Genomic DNA, 21,365 nt, shown 5'->3' on the forward strand with positions numbered 1-21,365 from the left:
CAAATTTACTAAACTCATAAGGATTTCAAATAAAGTATTTTAACTTTTTTTGCAAATTTGATATATTTACCAAATGAAAACCATTTTAGTATCCAAAATTGACCAAAGCACCGCTCATAGAAAAAGCAGGGTTTCTTTAAGCAATTACATTATTCGAAACGAAAACTTGCTAAACGATTTCATAGAAATTGCTTTCGACATACAAAATGAAAATCACGTAAAAGCGTTTTGGAGTTTAGAATTAGTTTGCGAGAAAAAATTAAAGCTTTTTGTTCCTTACATTGATGATTTCTGCGAAACATTTCCAACATTAAAAGACGATTCCGCAATAAGACCCGCTACTAAAATTTGCATGTTTTTAGCAAAAAGCAATCACAGAAAAAACGGAATTTCTCTCACACAAGAACAAGAACACAATTTAATAGAAGCCTTAATTGACCGATTGATTCAAGATGAAAAAGTGGCTGCAAAAGTGTACTCAATGAAAGCTCTTTTTGTTTTGGGAAAAAAATACGATTGGGTTCACGAAGAATTAAAAACCATTATCGAGCAAGATTATTCAAATCATACCGCAGCTTACCAAGCGGCCACACGAAATCTTTTAAAAAAAATAAACAAATAACAAATTGTTAATTATCAATTGTCTGAGTATCTTTGCGCAAACAACAACTACGACGAAATGAATTATTTTTCTTCTGATTTTAAATTAGGAATTTTAGGAGGAGGTCAATTAGGAAAAATGCTTTTGACCGAAACCCGAAAATTCGATATTCAAACTTTAGTTTTAGAACCAAGCGAAGAAGCTCCAGCACGATTCAGTTGCAACGGATTTTACAAAGGCAGTTTGATGGATTTTGACACGGTGTACCAATTTGGTAAAATGGTCAATTTACTTACTATCGAAATTGAAAATGTAAATCTAGACGCTTTAGACAAATTGGAAGAAGAAGGATTACCGATTTACCCTTCACCAAAAACCTTACGTTTAATTCAAAACAAAGGAAAACAAAAAGATTATTACGTTTCAAACGATATTCCCACTTCGCCCCATCAAAGATTTGTTGATTTAAACGATTTAAGAAACGCTTTAGCGAAAGACGAATTAGAATTTCCATTCGTTTGGAAATGTGCGCAATTTGGTTACGATGGAAATGGCGTTAAAATTTGTCGCTCAGCATTAGACTTGGTAAAATTACCCGATGTAGAATGCATCGCAGAGGAAATGGTTCCTTTTAAAAATGAATTAGCAGTAATTGTAGCGCGTTCCGTTTCTGGAGAAGTTAAAACCTATCCAGTAGTAGAAATGGAATTTCATCCTGAAGCGAATCAAGTAGAATATGTAATTTGTCCGGCTCGTATTAACTCAACAGTAGCTCAAAAAGCAAACGAAATCGCCTTAAAAGTTTCGGAAGCGTTTCATCATGTTGGATTATTAGCAGTAGAAATGTTTCAAACAGCAGATGATGAAATTTTGGTAAACGAAGTTGCTCCAAGACCACATAATTCTGGACATTATTCGATTGAAGCGAGTTATACTTCGCAATTCGAAAACCATTTACGTGCGATTTTAAACTTCCCTTTAGGAAATACTGATAGCAAAGTTGCTGGAATTATGGTAAATTTGGTAGGCGAAGAAGGCTATTCTGGACAAGTAGTTTACGAAAACATAGAAAAAATCATGGCAATCGATGGCGTAACACCACACATTTACGGAAAAAGAGAAACGCGACCTTTCCGAAAAATGGGACACGTTACGATTGTAAATGAAAACATGACGGAAGCAAGAAGAATTGCGGAAGAAGTAAAGAATTCTATAAGAGTAATCAGTAGCCCCCTAACCCCCAAAGGGGGAATTTAGAACCGAATTGAAAATGATAAAAAAGATTTTAAAGATTATTTTTTATACCACAATATTGTTTTGTGTATTATCATTTTCCATGATTTATTCAAGATTTAACAATATATCTCCCAATTTAACAATTGGATTTCCTTTTGAAATGTATTATCAATTCGAAGTTAGAGGAGAATGCGATGAAAGAACTTTATTACACGGAACTCATTTTATAAACATTTTATACAATATGATTATCTGTTTAATTTTTTCAGTATTAATAAACAAAAAAACAACATTAAACCCTACTCACCCCTAGTAGGAATTCCCCCTTTGGGGGTTAGGGGGCTAATCATGAGCAAAGTAGCCATCATCATGGGAAGCATTTCGGATATGCCGGTAATGCAAGAAGCCATAGACATATTAAAAGGATTTGATATTGAAACTGAAGTAGATATTGTTTCGGCACACAGAACACCTGAAAAATTATTTGATTTCAGTAAAAACGCACACGAAAGAGGTATTTCAGTAATTATTGCGGGTGCTGGTGGCGCAGCTCATTTACCTGGAATGGTTGCTTCTATGTCGCCACTTCCTGTAATTGGAGTTCCTGTAAAATCGAGCAATTCTATTGATGGATGGGATTCGGTTTTATCGATTTTACAAATGCCTGGTGGAGTTCCTGTGGCAACTGTAGCGTTAAACGGAGCTAAAAACGCTGGAATCTTAGCCGCACAAATTATCGGAAGTTCTGATAAATGCGTTTTAGATAAAATTATCGCTTATAAAGAAGGATTGAAACAAGCCGTTTTAAAAGCATCAGAAGGATTGAAATAAAAATAGAAAATCCCGAGTTATTGCTAACTCGGGATTTCTACTCACAATTAAGTGACAACTATAAAAAAATTCTACTCTCTCTCTGTTTGGGACAAAAAGGATGTTGTGACATCATTTCATCGACAAAATTATACACTTTATCGATAAAAACAAATTTTTATGGAACTTTTTTTAAAAAAATTTAAAACAAAATACGATTCAGCACCTTTTAGTAAGATAAATCTTTCGAATTATAAGGAAGCTTTCGAAAAAACTATCGAATTAGCCAGAGCTGAAATTGACGCTATTGTAAAAAATACTGAAAAGCCAACTTTTCAAAATACAATTGAAGCTTTAGATTATTCTGGCGAACCATTAGATCGCTTATCTTCATTATTTTTTAATTTGAATTCGGCTGAAACGTCAGATGATATGCAAAAAATAGCGCAAGAAGTTTCTCCTTTACTTACGGCTTTTAGTAACGATATTGCTTTAAATGAAGACTTATTCAAAAGAGTAAAAGCGGTTTATGATCAAAAAGATTCATTAACTCTAACTACTGAACAGGTCACCTTATTAGATAAAAAATTCAAAGGTTTTTCTAGAAATGGAGCGTTACTTAATGAAGAAGACAAATCAAAATTACGCGAAATTGATACCGAATTAGCCAAAGTAAAACTGACATTCGGTGAAAATGTTTTGGCGGAAACCAATAACTATCAATTGCACATTACTAACGAAGCCGATTTAAAAGGTTTACCTGATGGCGCTAAAGAAATGGCAGCAAGTTTGGCTAAATCGAAAAATTTAGAAGGTTGGGTTTTCACTTTAGATTTTCCAAGTTATTTGCCTTTTGTAACTTATGTTGAAAATCGTGAATTACGAAAAGAAATCGCAATCGCTGCAGGAAAAAAATCGTTTCAAGACAACAAATTCGATAATAAAGAAAACGTAAAACGAATTGTGGAATTACGTCACAAACGTGCTAATTTATTGGGATACCAATCGCATTCGCATTTTGTTTTGGAAGAACGAATGGCGCAAAATCCAGAAAAGGTACAATCGTTTTTGAATGATTTATTGGAAAAAGCTAAACCTGCGGCTCATAAAGAATTTGCTGAATTAACTGCTTTCGCGAAAGAAATAGACGGAATTGACCAATTAGAAAAATGGGATGGCGCTTATTATTCAGAAAAATTAAAACAAAAATTATTCAGTTTGGATGATGAGTTGTTGAAACCGTATTTCCAATTGGAAAATGTATTAAATGGCGCTTTCACAATTGCAGAAAAGTTATTCGGAATCACATTCAAAGAAGTTTTTGATATTGACAAATACCACGAAGATGTTCAAACTTTTGAAGTTTTAGATTTCGAAGGAAAATTAGTAGCTGTTTTCTATTCGGATTTCTTCCCAAGAAAAGGAAAACGAAATGGCGCTTGGATGACATCCTACAAACCACAATATATTAAGGACGGAATCAACGAACGACCACATGTTTCTATTGTGTGTAATTTCACTCCTCCTACCGAAACGAAACCATCGTTATTGACTTTCAACGAAGTAACGACTTTGTTTCACGAATTTGGGCACGCGTTACACGGCATGTTAGCCAATACAACGTATCCTAGTTTATCAGGAACTTCGGTGTATTGGGATTTTGTGGAATTACCAAGTCAAGTGATGGAAAACTGGTGTTACGAACCCGAAGCATTAGCTTTATTTGCCAAACATTACGAAACCGGTGAAATTATTCCGCAACAATATGTAGAAAAAATTAAAGAAAGTGCGAGTTTTCTAGAAGGAATGGCAACTTTGCGACAATTGAGTTTCGGAATTTTAGACATGACATATCATGGAAAATCGCAAACTATTGACGATGTAAAAGCTTTTGAAAAACAAGCAATGGAAGGCACAAGTTTATATCCAGATGTAGCCGAAAATTGTATGAGCACTTCGTTTTCGCATATTTTCCAAGGCGGATATTCTTCGGGATATTACAGCTACAAATGGGCGGAAGTTTTAGATGCCGATGCATTTGCTTATTTCCAAGAAAAAGGCATTTTTAACAAAGAAGTGGCAACTAAATTCAAAGACAACGTTCTTTCAAAAGGCGGCACCGAATTACCAATGGAATTGTATAAAAAATTCAGAGGTCAGGAACCGAAAGTAGAGGCTTTATTGAAGAGAGCTGGGTTGATTTAGATTATTGAAATTTTAGATATTTAGAAACCGAAACTAATCACTTCGGTTTCTTTTTGAAATAAACTTTCATTTTTTTTTGAAACTTTAAAAACTTTGTTGTACATTTGTCTCATGGAATTCAAAGAAGCAAAAAATAAATTCGTACAAACATGGGGAGCCTTAGGTTCTCAATGGGGCATTAACAAAACCATGGCGCAGATTCATGCGTTGTTGATGGTTTCTCACGAACCTGTTTCTATGGAAGACATTATGGAAGAATTACAAATTTCACGCGGTAATGCTTCGATGAATTTAAGAGCTTTAATGGATTGGGGAATTGTTTACAAGGAATATAAAGCGGGCGAAAGACGTGAATTTTTTACTGCTGAAAAAGATTTGGATGAATTAGCCGTAAAAATTTCAAGAGAGAGAAGCAAACGCGAAATCAAACCTGCATTGAAAGTTTTAAAAGAAGTTTCTTCTATAAAATCAGACAACACAGAAGCCGAAAAACATTTCGTAGATCAAACTACAAAATTATACGACTTCGTATTAAAAGCAGATAACGTTTTGGATAAAATCACCGAATACAAAGACAATTGGTTGGCAAAATTGGTTGTTAAAATAATGAAGTAAGAATAAAAAAAATTTAATCTAAACTTTCAATTATTTCTGAAAGTTTAAAATAATAGATAATATGAAATATTTAAGCTTTCAACTCAACATAATTCTAACTTCAGTTGCTTTAATTAGTACTATAGTAGCAAACATTATTGATTTTAAATTGAATAGTAGTATAGGATTATTAATTATTCTTGGATTTTATCAAGTTATCCTATCTTTTGTTTTAACTATTTATGCAATTGCATACAACAGGCTCTTGCTTATTTTCTAAATTTTTTATTGGTTTATTGTAACCTTGTTCTTTAAGTTTTTTATAGGTGATTTCTTCTATATGTGCCTTCTTATAGCTCTTTATAATTTATATCTAAACTATAGTAGTTTCTCAAATTCTAAATTTAATATCATAAAATCATGAGCTTCTTAACCGCAAAATGGAAAAACTTAGCATTATTCAATTATGAAATTGATGCTAAAATCTTAGAACAATACATTCCAAAAGGAACAGAGATAGATATTTGGAATGGCAAATGCTACATAAGTTTAGTTGGATTTATGTTCGAAGATGTAAAATTATTGGGATTAAAAATTCCGTTTCATATCAATTTTGAAGAAGTTAATTTGCGATTTTATGTCAAAAGGTTTGAAAATAATGAATGGAAACGCGGTGTTGTATTTATTAAAGAAATTGTCCCAAAACCAGCCCTAACAATTGTAGCAAACACAATCTACAAGGAACATTATCAAACATTACAAATGAATCACTCAATTTCAGAAAACAAACTAAAAAAGGTAGATTACGTTTATCAATGGAAAACAAAAAACAAATGTAATACCATTTTAGTTGAAACAGAAAAAAATCCTATTGAAATTGAAGTGAACTCAGAGGCTGAATTTATAACCGAGCATTATTTTGGTTACACGAAAGTAAACCAAGAAAAAACGTTTGAATATGAAGTTAAACATCCAAGATGGCAGCAATATAAAGTAACTAATCACTATTTAGATGTTGATTTCCAAAAAACTTATGGTAAAACGTTTGAATTTCTAAACAATCAAAAACCAATTTCGGTTATGCTTGCAGTTGGCTCTGAAATAAGTGTTGAAAATAAAAAACAAATAAAATCATGAACTATAACATCCCAAATTGGCTAATTATCACAAGTGGAATTGGTCAAATATTTACAGCATTAATTTACCCTTACATTCGTCATAAAGTTTTTGATTGGTATAACGATGTGAAACAACTAAAACCATTAAATCAAGAAATTGCAAAAACTTACGGAAGATATATACAAGGTTTAAATTTCTCTTTCGGATTAATTGCAATTGTATTTACTAATGATTTAAAAGAGCAATCTGCTTTGGCTGTAGCATTAACAGGATTAATTGCAGCATATTGGGTAGGAAAAGTAGCCACACAAATTGCTTATTATCCAATGTATGATATTCCCAAAAGAAAACTATTCAAAGTTGGAAGCTATTTTATGAATACGCTATTTGTGCTTTTTGCAGTGGTTAATACTTTGTTAGTAATCTACAATGTAATTGGGTTTTATAAAATTTAAAGACATGAAAACAAATTTCATACTAAAACATTGTTTAACCACAATATTGCTATCTCCATTTATTCATGATTTAAAGGAGTATTGGTTAAATGAATCAAACCCAATGTTTTCATACGGCCCAATTTACATTATCACTATTTTTTTTAGTTTTATATTTTCATCACCAACCCATATAATGTATGGAGTATTATCTATCTATTTAAAAGACAAGAATTTCAAAACTATTTATTTAAAATCTACTTTCATTATTTATTATTCTTTTGCAATACTAATTACTTTTTATTTTGTATTTGGACTTGAAGAGTTATCATTAACAATATCTTATGTAAGTGTTTCAATCATATCTGGTTTAATATTCAAATTAAAATAATGACACAAATAAAAGTAACAACAACAATCAACGCACCAATTGAAATCGTTTTCAATAATTCAAGAAATATAGACATCCATCAATATTCAGCAAGTAAAACAAATGAAAAAGCAATTGCTGGTATAACTTCAGGATTAATTAACAAAGGAGAAATGGTGACATGGAAAGGCAAACATTTTGGAATTTACATGCAACATCAAAGTATTATTTCTGAAATGGAATTTCCAAACTATTTCATTGACGAACAGTTAAAAGGAAATTTCAAAAGTTTCAAACACGAACATATTTTCAAACAAAAAGAAAACGAAACTATAATGACTGATATTTTAGAGTATGAAACTCCTTTTGTTTTTATTGGGAAACTCATGGATAAAATTATCTTGAAAAATCATTTAACAAATTTTATAATTTATCGAAATTCTATTTTAAAAGAAATATCAGAAAACCACCAACACCAACCACCACAAAATTGGAACACTTTCTACCCAAAATGAAGCGTAATATCTGGAACGGTTTTCATTGGCAAAATAGAGAAAAACAGCAATCGTTCCACAAACCAAGAGTTTGAAAAAAAGCGGTAAAAAATGATGATTATTGGTGTAAAAAAACTCTAAAATCAGTAGTAAAAGAAGTAATATATAACCCAATTTTTTTGTCAACTTCACGCCTATTTTCTGCGGAACAGTTTGTAAATGTGGATCGTCTAATTTAACATCTACAATTTCAAAAACCAAAACAAGAGAAAAGACCAACAAAAATCGTTGAATAGCCATTAACAGAACATCGTAAGAAAAAGAAATTTGTGCTTCTTGTAACGGCAACAATACAGTAACTCCTACCCAAGTAATGGCAACAATATAAATCTTAATTCCTTTCCAATTTCTTGCGTTTTGTTTGTTTGGAAAAAAAGGTAAGGTATACAACAAGGTTAATCCTAAAAAAACAAAAGCGCTCGTTTGGGTAACCCAACTCAATTGTAGAAAAAAATAAAAACAAGCAATTGAAGATAAAAAACTAATCAACACAATTCCTTTTAGTTCTTTTTTGATTTTATTTTTGTTTAACCTTGCTAGTGCATCATACTTCACAAAATTATACCCTACGACCGTACCAAAAAAAGCAAAGAAAGCAACCGATAAACCGCCGTCAATATTAGAAAAAAAATGCGTCATCGACACCAATGCAAAAGCCGATAATGCTACATGCAAACTACTATTGATATAAAAATCGATAATTTTCTTTAAAACAACCATTCAACAAAAATAAGCAATCTATTAATAAGACTCGATTTTAGTTGATAAAATCACAAAAAATCACATTTTAAAAACAAATTATTACAAGATTAATAATTACTTTTGTTGTCCAAAACAACACATTATAACACACATACACATTTTTAATAAATGAGAACAGATGCATTCGCTTTGAGACATTTAGGGCCACGTGAAAGTGACTTAAATCACATGTTTAAAACGGTTGGTGTAGAAACTTTAGACCAATTAATTTTCGAAACTATTCCAGATGATATTCGTTTAAAAAACGACTTAAATTTAGATGAACCAATGACGGAGTATGAGTATTTAGCTCACATTCAGGAATTAGGAAAGAAAAATAAAGTATTCAAATCTTACATTGGTTTAGGATATCACCCAGCGATAGTTCCGGCGGTTATTCAAAGAAATATTTTTGAAAACCCAGGATGGTACACCGCTTACACGCCTTATCAAGCAGAAATTGCACAAGGTCGTTTAGAAGCGATTTTAAATTTCCAAACTACGGTTATCGAATTAACAGGTATGGAAATTGCAAATGCTTCTTTATTAGATGAAGGAACAGCTGCCGCGGAAGCAATGGCGTTACTTTTTGATGTAAGAACTCGCGATCAAAAGAAAAATAACGTGAAGAAATTCTTCGTTTCGGAAGAAATTTTACCACAAACGTTATCGGTATTACAAACACGTTCTACTCCACTATATATTGAATTAGTAGTTGGAAATCATGAAACTTTCGATTTCTCAACGGATTTCTTCGGTGCCATTTTACAATATCCAGGAAAATATGGTCAAGTTTATGACTATGCAGGTTTTATTGCAAAAGCAGCAGAAAGCGAAATTAAAGTAGCAGTTGCTGCTGATATTTTATCGTTAGCAAAATTAACTTCTCCAGGTGAAATGGGAGCTGCAGTTGTTGTTGGAACTACACAACGTTTTGGAATTCCAATGGGTTATGGTGGTCCACACGCTGGATATTTTGCAACAAAAGAAGAATACAAACGTTCTATGCCAGGTCGTATCATTGGTGTTTCTATCGACACAAACGGAAACCGTGCATTACGTATGGCGTTAGGAACTCGAGAACAACATATTAAACGTGAAAAAGCAACTTCAAATATTTGTACTGCTCAAGTTCTATTGGCTGTTATGGCAGGAATGTACGCAGTTTTTCACGGACCAAAAGGTTTACAATATATTGCTGATAAAGTGCATGCTTCTGCGGTTACCACTGCTGACGCTTTAAATAAATTAGGGGTTTACCAAACCAATTCCGCTTTCTTCGATACGATTTTAGTAAAAGCTGATGCTGCTAAAGTTAAAGCAATTGCTGAAAAACACGAAGTAAACTTTTTCTATCCAGATGCTGAAACGATTTCGATTTCTTTTAACGAAACGACTTCTATAAATGATATCAACCAAATCATTGTGATTTTTGCTGAAGCTACTGGAAAAGACGCTTTTACAATAAGTCAATTAGGGAATGATACAATGGTTCCTGAGAACTTGGTAAGAAAATCAACTTTCTTGCAATATGATGTTTTCAACAACCATCATTCAGAGTCGCAATTGATGCGTTACATTAAAAAATTAGAACGTAAAGATTTATCGTTGAATCATTCTATGATTTCGTTAGGTTCTTGTACAATGAAATTAAATGCTGCTGCCGAAATGTTGCCTTTATCTATGGCAAATTGGAACAGTATTCACCCTTTTGCTCCAATTGAACAAGCGGAAGGTTATCAAATCATGTTGAAAAAATTAGAGCAACAATTGAATGTAGTAACTGGTTTTCAAGGAACTACGTTACAACCTAACTCTGGTGCTCAAGGTGAATATGCCGGTTTAATGGCCATTCGTGCTTACCATTTATCAAGAGGTGACAACCACAGAAATGTGTGTTTGATTCCAGCTTCAGCTCACGGAACCAATCCAGCTTCTGCTGCTATGGCGGGAATGGAAATCATCGTAACAAAAACCATGGAAAATGGAAATATCGATGTAGAAGATTTAAGAGCAAAAGCAATCTTACACAAAGATAAATTATCGGCTTTGATGGTTACTTATCCATCAACTCACGGAGTTTTTGAAAGTGCTATTATCGAAATCACGAATATCATCCATGAAAATGGAGGTTTAGTATATATGGATGGCGCTAATATGAATGCACAAGTAGGATTAACAAACCCGGCTACAATTGGCGCAGATGTATGTCACTTAAACTTACACAAAACATTTGCTATTCCTCATGGTGGTGGTGGACCTGGAGTTGGACCAATTTGCGTGAACGAAAAATTAGTTCCGTTTTTACCAACTAATCCTATTATTCCAACAGGAGGAAATCAAGCCATTACAGCTATTTCTTCTGCTCCTTATGGTTCGGCTTTAGTTTGCTTGATTTCTTATGGCTACATCACCATGTTAGGTGCTGAAGGTTTAACCAATGCTACTAAATATGCTATCTTAAATGCAAATTACATGAAAGCGCGTTTAGACGAACATTACCCAGTTTTATACTCTGGAGAAATGGGAAGAGCAGCTCACGAAATGATTTTAGATTGTAGAGCTTTTGAAGAAAAAGGAATCAAGGTAACGGATATTGCAAAACGTTTAATGGATTATGGTTTCCATGCGCCAACGGTTTCTTTCCCAGTAGCTGGAACATTAATGATTGAACCAACTGAATCGGAAGATTTAGCCGAATTAGATCGTTTTTGTGACGCGATGATTTCTATTCGTAAAGAAATTGAAGCTTCAAGTAAAGAAGATGCCAATAATATTTTAAGAAACGCTCCTCATACTTTAGCAATGGTTACAGCTAACGATTGGGTTTTCCCATACACAAGAGAACAAGCTGCTTATGCATTAGATTATATAGCGGAGAATAAATTTTGGCCAACAGTTCGTCGTATTGATGAAGCGTATGGAGATAGAAATTTAGTATGTTCTTGTGCACCAATTGAAGCGTATATGTAATTCAAAGTACAAAGTACAAAGTTGAAAATACAAAGTAATAAATCAAAAGGGCTCAAATTAAAAAATTTGAGCCTTTTTTAATAAATTATAAAATGAAAGACATTGAAAACAGAGAAGACATCCTTCTCATCATGCGAAAATTTTATGATAAACTTTTAGCGGATGATTCAATTAATTTTTTCTTTACGAAAGTCACTACAGTTGACCAACATCTGGAAGCGCATTTTGAAATTTTAGCAACTTTTTGGGAGCAATCGTTGTTTTTAAAAGGCGGTTACTTTAATAATATGTTTTCTATTCATAAAGAGGTTCATGAAAAACAGGCTTTTACAAAAGAACATTTTAAAACTTGGTTAACTCATTTCAATTCAACAATTGATGAACATTTCGAAGGAAAATATGCTGAACAAATGAAAACACAAGCTTTGAGTATGGCGACAATTATGCAGATTAAATTTTAATAAAAAAAGTGACTGACGCAAATCAATCACTTTGAAAAAATTATATGTAATTGACTTATTCCTTAATGATTTTTTGAGAACTAACTTTTCCTTCAGAAGTAATAAAAACAATATAAAAGCCAGGATTTAAATTGGATAAATTAACACTTCTCTCATTTCCTTTTTGCTCTAAAACTACTTTACCCGTAACATCAATAACTCGAATTATTTCTATATTTCTGTTTAAAGAATTTTCGATATAAAGAATTTCTTTAACAGGGTTTGGATAAATCATAAATGAATTATCATCTCCAAAACTAAAATTTGATAATGTTGCTTGCGATAATTTAACAATAAAAACATCATTCCCTGTTGTACTATTATTAGGGACAGTATTGTTTGCAAATGGGTTTAAAGCTATATTACCACTAGCAGAATAGCCTGTCATATAAACGTTATAATTATCATCTATAGAAAGACCCCAAGCATCTTCATTATCCATACTTCTTACACTTCCACCCCATTGGTAAAGACCGGTATCATCTAAACTTACAACAAAAGCATCTTTTCCTCCAAAAGCGCCAACATAAGCAGTTGAAGAAGCAGGATTTAAATAGACTTGACTTGTAAAAGTTCCACTAGCATAAACTTTTTCTGGCGTTCCTTTTACTGCAATACTAGTTCCTCTAACATCAGAACCAGTTGTTCCTCTAATCTGTTTTACCCAAACAAATGTTGAATTTGATGTATATTTCGCAATGAAACTATCTATAGAACCAATTCTATTAATCACATCTCCACCTCCGCTACCAGTTGTATTGAAGTCTCCTTGAGAACCTGAAAAATACCCTGTAACATAGATGTTATTATTCGCTGAAGCGACACCAAAAACAGCATCATTAGCAGAAGAACCTAATGACCGTGCCCAAGAAAAAGCACCATCAGAAGCGTTTAATACTTGAATAAAACCAGTTGTAGTTGAATTACTATTACTATATAGTAAATTACTTGCAGCTCCAGGATTAAAATCTACAGATGTCCCTACAAAAGTTCCTACTGTAACCACTTTATTATCATCAGTCAAAGCTAAGTTATAAGGTATTTCATCATAACCAGCACCAGTCGAATTAGACCAAATGATTTCTCCATTAGTATTATATTTTGCTACAAAGAAATCATAGTTTGTTCCAGCACCAGCTCGATTTAGGGTTGTAAAAGTGGAATTTAAACCACCTAGAGTTGCTGATGTAGTACTAAAAAAACCAGTTGTAAAAATATTACCCGAACTATCTGTAGTAAGCCCTAAAAAACCTTCTGTTCCACCTCCTGAAAGATCTAAAACCCATTCAAGTGTTCCAGTAGTATCAATTTTTAAAAGAAAACCATCATAACCACCATTACTAGCAAAACCACCATATCCAGTAAAGTTGACACTGTTCTGAAAACGTCCTCCAACATATATATTTCCTGTATTGTCAACAGCAATTCTTTGACCGAAATCTATTCCTGTACCTCCATAGGTTTTTACCCAACCAAAAGCACCTGTTGCATCTAATTTTAATATAAAAATATCTCTTCCACCTGTTGCAGTTGCTGTTTGATTTTGAGAGCCCGTTCCTGGATCAAAATCTACAGTACCTGAATATTCACCTGTTAAATATATGTTTCCTAACGCATCTGTAGCGTTATCATAAACATATAAATTTTGATTATTTCCAATCATTTTCCCCCACTCGTAGTTTGGTGTTTGAGAATGCATTTTTACACAAATAAAAATCGTGATAAATAGTACAATTTTTTTCATAAATTAAGTTATTTAAGATTGTTGTCAAAAATAATTTAACTTTATTGACTGCATAAATACCAACTTCTAAGTAGGCTTTTTAAACTTCTAAAGAGATTACATAAAAACGATTTCGAATCAATATTCTTTTAATTCAATTCACTAATAATTTTATTAAGCTCATCCTTTTTATCTTTAGAAACTGGAACAAGAAATTTATTTTCTAACTCAATGTATGTACCTTCCTTTTTAACTAATTTTTGCAAATATTGAAGATTTACTAAAAAAGAACGATGCGGTTTATAAAACATATCTTTATTTTCTAACAAATCTGTAAAATATTTCAAGGGCTTACTAATTAGTAATTTTTTATTATTTTTTAGATGAAAATGCGTATACATAGCATCTGCTTCTAACAGGAAAATATCTTCTAATTTTATGAAAAGCACACCGTCTTCAACGGGTAAAGCTAATTTATTAAACTTATCAGAGGTTAATGATTTTTTAAGTTCTAATAATCTTTGCTGAACTTGATTTTGTTCTAAAGCTTTTTTAGCTTTATCTATAGAATTAATTACTTTATTTGGACGAAGCGGTTTTAATAAATAATCAATAGCTGAAAATTCAAAAGCTTGAATTGCATATTCACTATAGGCTGTTGTAAAAATAATTTCGAAATGAACTTCTTCAATATTTATAAAATCAAACAATTGTAAACCAGAATGATTTGGCATTTCAATATCTAAAAAGACAATTTGAATATTTTCATTTTTTAAAACGTTAATTCCATCTAATAAATTTCCTGCTTCAAATATATTTGTAATACTAGATGCATATTCTTTTATGATTGTAGTAAGTAACGATCTTGCTTTCGATTCATCATCGATTATTAATATATTCATTTTGTCTCTATTTTAATATTGGAATTGTTACTGTTACTTTAGTTCCTAATGACTTATCATTATCATCATATAAATCTTCAATAATTAAACTAATCTTTGCTTGTATGTTTTGATTTAGTAGGTTTAACCTGTTTTGATTTGCCTGCGTAGCAAAAGATTTATGCCTTCTGTTTTTATTAATTAGTCCACTTTCTTTTCGACCTATTCCATTATCTAGAATTATACATTCTAAAACTTCGTTACTAATTTGAACAAATTCAATAAAAATATTTTTCTCTCCAGTTTTATGCAAAAGCCCGTGCTTAATTGCATTTTCAACAAACGGTTGCAATAAAAAAGAAGGTATTTCTATAGAATCTATAGGCAATTCTTTTTTGTGTTTAATTTTAAACTTAAAATCATCTTCAAACCTAATTTGTTCAAGCTTTAAATACAACTCTAACGTTTCAATTTCATCTCGAAGACTAATTGTATCTTCTTGACTATGTTGTAAATAACTACGCATTAAATCAGCAAAATCACCTAAATAATTTGATGCTAATTCTTTTTTATTTTGTAAAATAAATTCTTGTATACTATTTAACGCATTAAACATGAAATGAGGATTCATTTGAGATTTCAATGCTGTAAGCTTTGATTTATTAAGCTCTTGAATATATTTTTGCTTTTCAATCTCTTCGTTCTTTTTTTGCAATAAAAGTTGCAACCTTTTTTTATAAACATAAACAACAAGAAAAAAAATTGCAAGAAAAGTAAACACAATAAACTGCCATTTTTTCCAGAAAATAGTTGCAACCTCAAACTTAAAAGTTAATAACTCATCAGAAATCGTGTTACCTTCTTTCAGTCTAACTTTAAAAATATATTTTCCCGCCGGAAGCTTAGAATATTTAATAGAATTATTTATAAACGCAACCGTATTCCATTTTTCATCAAACCCTTCTAATTGATATTCATATTTTAAATTTTTTTTAGCTTTATATGTAACTGAAACAACTGAAAACTCTATATTATTTTCGTCAGAAGATAAAAATTGATTATTTGATATTTGTTTAAAGCCATTAACTAATACATTTTGAATTTTAATTTTTGGTAATTTTTTTGTGAATAATAACTCATCAAAATTGAATTTCTGAATGCCTTTTGAGGTAATTAAATAAATATCGTTATTCAAAACTTCAAAATCCGATATTGCATTCGAAAGCAAACCGTCAGACTTTGTAAAATTTTTAAATTTATTTGTCTTTAAATTATATTGTTGTAAGCCTTCATTTGTAGAAATATAAACATATTGTTTATCCTTTACTATTTTTAAGACCATATTAGAAAGTAAATTATTTGCTGTGGAAATTTTACTAACTAATTTTTCATTTTCGAAAATTAAAATGCCCACAGAAGTTGCAATCCAAATTTGATTATTAACTTCAATGATTGTTGAACTAAAAACTGGCTTATTATCTATTAAAATTTTTTGAAATTTATTGTCTTTTTTTATTTCCAATCCCGTTGAAGACCCCAACCATAAAGTATTACGTTTTTCATCATTAAAAAGACAATAGGTTCTAGTTTCATGACCTATTTTTTGTTCTTTTAAATTTTTATCTAAAAAAAACAATCCAGATCTAGTTACATAAAAAATGGAGTCAGAGTATTTATTTTGAAAAATATCATATTTATTAAAAGTATTACTACTTTTTTCATTTGTTAGATTTCCATCATATATTTTTTCATTAATAAAAAATAAATCTTTATTTGCCATATATTTTAAAGATTCAATTTTTTTTGACTTATCAATTTGAATAGAAATATTGTCATTTAAAAGTTTATAAACTTTTCCTTTAACACCCCCAAAAAAAAGTGTATTATCTTTTTTTGTTATTTTATTTAAATCATCTTTCGCTATTAAATCATCATTTGAATAATCTATAACATTTAAATTTGGTATTAAAACAATTCCTTTACCAAAAGTACAAAGCCAATAATTACCTTCATTATCTTCCAAATAAGACGAAACAAAATAATCCTTAAACAGTAATTTATTATTGAAAAAAGGTTTTCCTTTAAGATTAAAACAATACAATCCATTTTTTGAATTTGCCAACCAAATTAAATCATGATTTTTGGAAAGCAACGGCCTATAAGCCGCAGTTTTGTCATTTTCTACTTTATAAATCACATCCAATAAATTTCCAGATTTTTCTTCTAAAATGGCTTTTGGATATAAATTTGAAAAGTAAACTATTTCATTATTATATGTTATAAAAACATGATTTTGGGTTCCATTAATTTTATTTATTATTTGATTAGAAACCAACAAAGAATTATTAAAATAAGTATACTTCCTATTATCGTTCCAAAAATGGATTTTATTGTTTTTGTCTTTAGCTAATTTTTCAGAATTATTTGATTTAAAAGCGAAAATAACATCAAATTTATTTAGGTTTTTCGAATACTTTAAAAGACTTTTCGAAGATATTATTAGGCTATTATTATTATCAAATGCAAAATAAATAACACCTGAAATGAACTCTTCTGGTATTTGACAATATTGTTTTAATTCATTATTTTCTATATATAAAATTTGACCACTTAAATTATAACAATAAATTTTACCATTATTATCTTTGTCTAAACCAAAAAGAGATTGATCGTTTACAATACTTGATTTAACAGAAGTAAATGACAAACCATCATAATGAAACAAACCATTATTAGTGGAAAGCCAAACAGTATTATCAACATCTTGAATAATACTATAAATATTGACTCCTGCTAACTCTTCTTCTCCTATAATCGAATGAGAAGGTTGTTGAGCAAAAAGAAAACATGAGTATAATAAAATAAATATAAATTTCATTGTAACAAATATATGTTTATTTATAAAATCATAACTGTTATAACTTCTAAAAACTAATTTCTAACTGCTGAATAGAAACTTAAAAAAAAAATTAACAACAAACTAAAATTAATTATTAAAAATGAAGTATTATTTAATAAAATTAACATTATAACAATTTAAATAGCCTTTTTCATTTGTTTTCATATTTTTAAAAAAATAATTTATTATTTTAAGCATATTGAATAATTTATTAATAATTTCGTTAGACATATACAAATATCATGAATATTAAAATAACAGGGTCTGGAAGCTACATCCCTTCAATAAAAGTAACCAATTCTGATTTCTCTGAACATGTTTTTTTAAACGAGGATGGGTCTGCATTTAATTACCCAAATGATGTAATTGCGCAAAAATTTGTTGAAATTACAGGTATAGTTGAACGAAGATATGCTCAAGATAATCAAACCACATCACAAATTGCAACTATTGCGGCTCAAAAAGCTATAGAAGACGCTAATTTAGACCCAGAAACGCTAGATTATATAATATTTGCACATAATTTTGGCGATGTAAAAAAAGGAGCAATTCAAGGAGATATGCTTCCAAGCTTAGCTTCTAAAGTAAAATATAATTTAAGAATAAAAAATCCAAAATGTGTCGCTTATGATATGCTTTTTGGTTGCCCAGGCTGGGTTGAAAGCGTTATTCAAGCGCAAGCGTTTATAAAAGCTGGAATGGCTAAAAAATGTTTAGTCATTGGTGCCGAAACATTATCTAGAGTAGTGGACCCTCATGATAGAGATTCTATGATTTATTCTGACGGAGCTGGCGCAACCATTATTGAAGCTACTAATACCGAAGGTGGTATACTTTCTCATGCATCTGCATCTTATACTTATGATGAAGCAAACTTTTTATTTTTTGGAAAATCTTACAATCTAGATCATAACCCAGATGTTCGATATATAAAAATGCTTGGCAGAAAAATTTATGAATTTGCTTTATCAAATGTTCCAAAAGCAATGAAGGAATGTTTGGAAGCTGCAAATATCGATTTAAGCCAGGTTAAAAAAATATTAATCCATCAAGCTAATGAAAAAATGGATGAAGCTATTGTGAATAGATTCTATAAATTGTACAAAACTGCAACTCCTGAAGGAATAATGCCAATGAGTATTCATAAATTAGGAAATAGTAGTGTTGCTACAGTTCCTACTTTATATGATTTATTAATGAAAGGAGAAATCGAAGATCAATCACTAAATAAAGGCGATATAATTCTTTTTGCTTCTGTTGGAGCCGGAATGAATATTAACGCTATAGCCTATCAAATGTAAAAAAGTTGGAAGTTGGAAGTTGGAAGTTCAAAGAAAAAAGTAAATTTGTACACCAATTATTATTTTAATGTACGAAAAAACATATCCGAGTAAACGATTTAATATAACATTAGATTTTCTAAAAAAACATATTTCAACTAACGAAACTATTTTTGATTTAGGAGTTCCAAATCCTTTTTCAAAAATCATGGTAGATAATGGTTATACTGTTTTAAATACAAAAGGAGAAGATATTGACAACAATCCATCAGCACTTCAAAACGAAAACTATGATGTGTTTACTGCATTTGAAATTTTTGAACATTTACTAAATCCGTATACTGTTTTACAAAACGTAAAAGCTGACAAAATTCTTATTTCTATCCCTTTACGTTTATGGTTTTCTCCGGCGTATAGAAGCAAAACCGATATGTGGGACAGACATTATCATGAGTTTGAAGACTGGCAATTGGATTGGCTTTTAGAGAAAACAGGATTTAAAATTGTTGACCGAGTAAAATTCACACATCCTGTTAAAAAAATCGGTTTCAGACCTTTATTAAGATGGTTTACTCCTAGATATTATTTGGTTTATGCCGAAAGAGTGAAAAGTGATAAGTAAAAAGTGATAAGTCAAATGAAATACTACATTATCATTCCTGCTTATAATGAAGAAGCTTTTATGGCTTTGACTTTACAATCTTTAGTAGAACAAACCGTTTTACCAACAAAAATTGTAGTGGTGAATGATAATTCTACCGATACAACTCCGGAAATTGTTTCAGATTTTGCTTCTAAATATCGTTTCATTACTTTAGTTAATAAAAAATCCGATAACATTCATCTTCCTGGAAGTAAAGTTGTTCAGGCATTTCATGAAGGCGAAAAGCATATTGATGACAATTACGAAATAATTGTAAAAGTGGATGCTGATTTAATTTTTCCAAACAACTATTTCGAAACCATTATTAATCATTTTCAGACAGATGAACAAATTGGAATGGTTGGTGGTTTTTGCTACATCAAAAAAAATGAGGATTGGGTTTTAGAAAATCTAACCGATAAAGATCATGTTCGTGGAGCCTTAAAAGCCTATCGAAAAGCAACCTTTAAACAAATTGGTGGATTAAAACCGGCTATGGGTTGGGACACTGTAGATGAATTACTTTGTAAATTCTATAATTGGAAAGTTGTTACCGATGAAAGTTTACACGTAAAACACCTAAAACCAACTGGCGCAAGCTACAACAAAGCAGCTCGCTACAAACAAGGCGAAGCTTTTTACGCTTTAGGCTACGGATTTTTCATCACAGCTGTTGCCTCACTAAAATTAGCGATGCGAAAAGGAAAACCTTATTTATTTGTTGATTACATAAAAGGTTTTTGGAAAGCAAAAAGCCAAAACAAAACCATGTTGGTTACTCCTGAACAAGCAAAATTTGTAAGAAACTATCGCTGGAATAAGATTAAAGAAAAGTTATTTTAATAATCCCTAAATGAAAAATATCATCCTTTTTTCAATCCTTTTTTCAATAAATATTTTTTCTCAAAAAAAAATTACTATAGCATCAAAGATGAAAACTCCAATTACTGATGCTTTACTTATAATCGACAATACTCCTAGATACATATCGGATAGTTTAGGAAATGTGGAAATAAAATTTGAAGATTTAAAATCTAGTATTTCAATTAGACATTTAAATTTTGAACCAAAGACATTTGAAAACTGGATTAATCAAGATACTTTATTTTTAGAAGAAAAACTTGAAGAACTAGAGAATATTGAAATTATAGCTTCAAATAAAACTAAAAAGAAAACAGAAAAGCTATTTCCTAAAAGTTCAGCTAGAAATATTTTACCCGAAAATTTTGGAAAAAGCGGTTCTTTAAATAACAATATAGAGTTAGTGCTGTTTTTTCCAAATGAAAACTACAAAGGTAAAGTTATAAAAAAAGTATACGTACATACGAATGATTATAAGGTAATTGAAGATTTAAAAAACAAAAAATCAACCAAAAGAAAAGGCGCTAAAAACAGTCCAATAAAAGTAAATTTCTATTCCGTTGATTCTATATATTTTGTCCCAAAAGAAAAGATTTTTAAAGAAGACTTTATAATAGCAAGTCAAAATAATGAAAAATTTGCAATATTAGAACTGACATTTGATGAGGAATTTGAGTTCCCTTTAAATGGTGTATTTATATCGATAAAAAATCTATCTAAAGAAGAATATAACAATTTAGGTATCGATTTTCCACCTGGAATTAAGTTAATTGGAGTTTCAAAAGAAAACAAAATAATTCCTTACTTCCGATATTTACATCAAGGAGATGATGCATTATGGCAAAAATACCATTATTTAATTGAAAGAAACAACACTTATAAAGTTGGTATCGAATTTAAAAATTAATCCAATTTAAAAATTCATATTCATATTCAAACAA

At 30.6% G+C, this 21,365-nt stretch carries 19 protein-coding genes; 15 read left to right on the forward strand and 4 right to left on the reverse strand.

Annotation, left to right across the window (positions count from 1 at the left end; translation table 11 throughout):
* Positions 1-73 precede the first annotated feature (73 nt).
* The 9 genes from GFJ99_RS04875 (at position 74) to GFJ99_RS04915 (ending at position 7,884) form a co-directional block, all read left to right on the forward strand.
* On the forward strand, positions 74-622 hold the full coding sequence (locus tag GFJ99_RS04875; protein WP_153207766.1) for a hypothetical protein: 549 nt from the start codon (positions 74-76) through the stop codon (positions 620-622).
* Positions 623-679: 57 nt separating this feature from the next.
* The gene (locus GFJ99_RS04880) at positions 680-1,858 is read left to right on the forward strand and encodes a 5-(carboxyamino)imidazole ribonucleotide synthase (RefSeq protein ID WP_153207767.1); all 1,179 of its coding nucleotides are present in this window, start codon (positions 680-682) and stop codon (positions 1,856-1,858) included.
* A gap of 327 nt (positions 1,859-2,185) precedes the next feature.
* Complete coding sequence (gene purE / locus GFJ99_RS04885) at positions 2,186-2,668, forward strand: 5-(carboxyamino)imidazole ribonucleotide mutase (protein WP_008254544.1); 483 nt, start codon at positions 2,186-2,188, stop codon at positions 2,666-2,668.
* Between the two features lie 159 nt (positions 2,669-2,827).
* Positions 2,828-4,852 (forward strand): M3 family metallopeptidase, encoded by a 2,025-nt coding sequence (locus tag GFJ99_RS04890; protein WP_153207768.1) that lies wholly within the window; start codon positions 2,828-2,830, stop codon positions 4,850-4,852.
* A gap of 111 nt (positions 4,853-4,963) precedes the next feature.
* Positions 4,964-5,467 carry a GbsR/MarR family transcriptional regulator gene (locus GFJ99_RS04895; protein ID WP_153207769.1) on the forward strand — a complete coding sequence of 168 codons (504 nt, stop codon included), beginning with the start codon at positions 4,964-4,966 and terminating at the stop codon, positions 5,465-5,467.
* A 399-nt stretch (positions 5,468-5,866) separates the two neighbouring features.
* Positions 5,867-6,583, forward strand: a complete 717-nt coding sequence (locus GFJ99_RS04900; RefSeq protein ID WP_153207770.1) for a YqjF family protein — start codon at positions 5,867-5,869, stop codon at positions 6,581-6,583.
* Positions 6,580-7,020, forward strand: a complete 441-nt coding sequence (locus GFJ99_RS04905; protein WP_153207771.1) for a hypothetical protein — start codon at positions 6,580-6,582, stop codon at positions 7,018-7,020. The genes GFJ99_RS04900 and GFJ99_RS04905 overlap by 4 nt, the downstream gene beginning before the upstream one ends.
* Positions 7,021-7,024: 4 nt before the next feature.
* Positions 7,025-7,390 (forward strand): hypothetical protein, encoded by a 366-nt coding sequence (locus GFJ99_RS04910; protein WP_153207772.1) that lies wholly within the window; start codon positions 7,025-7,027, stop codon positions 7,388-7,390.
* Entirely contained in the window at positions 7,390-7,884 is a 495-nt protein-coding gene (locus GFJ99_RS04915) for an SRPBCC family protein (protein WP_153207773.1), read from the forward strand. The genes GFJ99_RS04910 and GFJ99_RS04915 overlap by 1 nt, the downstream gene beginning before the upstream one ends.
* Here the strand turns inward: GFJ99_RS04915 and GFJ99_RS04920 are convergent.
* Complete coding sequence (locus GFJ99_RS04920) at positions 7,828-8,643, reverse strand: hypothetical protein (RefSeq protein ID WP_162523923.1); 816 nt, start codon at positions 8,641-8,643, stop codon at positions 7,828-7,830. The two genes, GFJ99_RS04915 and GFJ99_RS04920, sit on opposite strands and share 57 nt — an antisense overlap.
* 150 nt (positions 8,644-8,793) lie before the next feature.
* Here GFJ99_RS04920 and gcvP point away from each other — a divergent pair, with 150 nt between their 5' ends.
* The gene (gene gcvP, locus GFJ99_RS04925; RefSeq protein ID WP_153207774.1) at positions 8,794-11,637 is read left to right on the forward strand and encodes an aminomethyl-transferring glycine dehydrogenase; all 2,844 of its coding nucleotides are present in this window, start codon (positions 8,794-8,796) and stop codon (positions 11,635-11,637) included.
* 92 nt (positions 11,638-11,729) lie between these two features.
* Entirely contained in the window at positions 11,730-12,098 is a 369-nt protein-coding gene (locus GFJ99_RS04930) for a group III truncated hemoglobin (RefSeq protein WP_153207775.1), read from the forward strand.
* 55 nt (positions 12,099-12,153) lie between these two features.
* Here GFJ99_RS04930 and GFJ99_RS04935 read toward each other — a convergent pair whose 3' ends face one another.
* The 3 genes from GFJ99_RS04935 to GFJ99_RS04945 all read right to left on the reverse strand — a co-directional run bounded on the left by GFJ99_RS04935 (position 12,154) and on the right by GFJ99_RS04945 (position 17,619).
* Entirely contained in the window at positions 12,154-13,881 is a 1,728-nt protein-coding gene (locus GFJ99_RS04935) for a T9SS type A sorting domain-containing protein (protein ID WP_153207776.1), read from the reverse strand.
* 128 nt (positions 13,882-14,009) lie between these two features.
* Complete coding sequence (locus GFJ99_RS04940) at positions 14,010-14,762, reverse strand: LytTR family DNA-binding domain-containing protein (protein WP_153207777.1); 753 nt, start codon at positions 14,760-14,762, stop codon at positions 14,010-14,012.
* A gap of 7 nt (positions 14,763-14,769) precedes the next feature.
* Entirely contained in the window at positions 14,770-17,619 is a 2,850-nt protein-coding gene (locus GFJ99_RS04945) for a histidine kinase (RefSeq protein WP_153207778.1), read from the reverse strand.
* A gap of 263 nt (positions 17,620-17,882) precedes the next feature.
* On the opposite strand from GFJ99_RS04945, the gene GFJ99_RS04950 reads away from it, so the two are divergent.
* From GFJ99_RS04950 to GFJ99_RS04965, 4 genes are all read left to right on the forward strand, one after another.
* Positions 17,883-18,941, forward strand: coding sequence for a 3-oxoacyl-ACP synthase III family protein (locus GFJ99_RS04950; RefSeq protein ID WP_153207779.1), 1,059 nt, complete (start codon positions 17,883-17,885; stop codon positions 18,939-18,941).
* 67 nt (positions 18,942-19,008) lie between these two features.
* Entirely contained in the window at positions 19,009-19,542 is a 534-nt protein-coding gene (locus GFJ99_RS04955) for a methyltransferase (RefSeq protein WP_153207780.1), read from the forward strand.
* Between the two features lie 15 nt (positions 19,543-19,557).
* Complete coding sequence (locus GFJ99_RS04960) at positions 19,558-20,406, forward strand: glycosyltransferase family 2 protein (protein ID WP_153207781.1); 849 nt, start codon at positions 19,558-19,560, stop codon at positions 20,404-20,406.
* Positions 20,407-20,416: 10 nt separating this feature from the next.
* Positions 20,417-21,331, forward strand: a complete 915-nt coding sequence (locus GFJ99_RS04965; RefSeq protein WP_153213613.1) for a hypothetical protein — start codon at positions 20,417-20,419, stop codon at positions 21,329-21,331.
* Positions 21,332-21,365 lie beyond the last annotated feature (34 nt).

Source organism: Flavobacterium sp. LMO6, assembly GCF_009495795.1.
In the GTDB taxonomy this organism is placed as follows: Bacteria; Bacteroidota; Bacteroidia; order Flavobacteriales; family Flavobacteriaceae; genus Flavobacterium.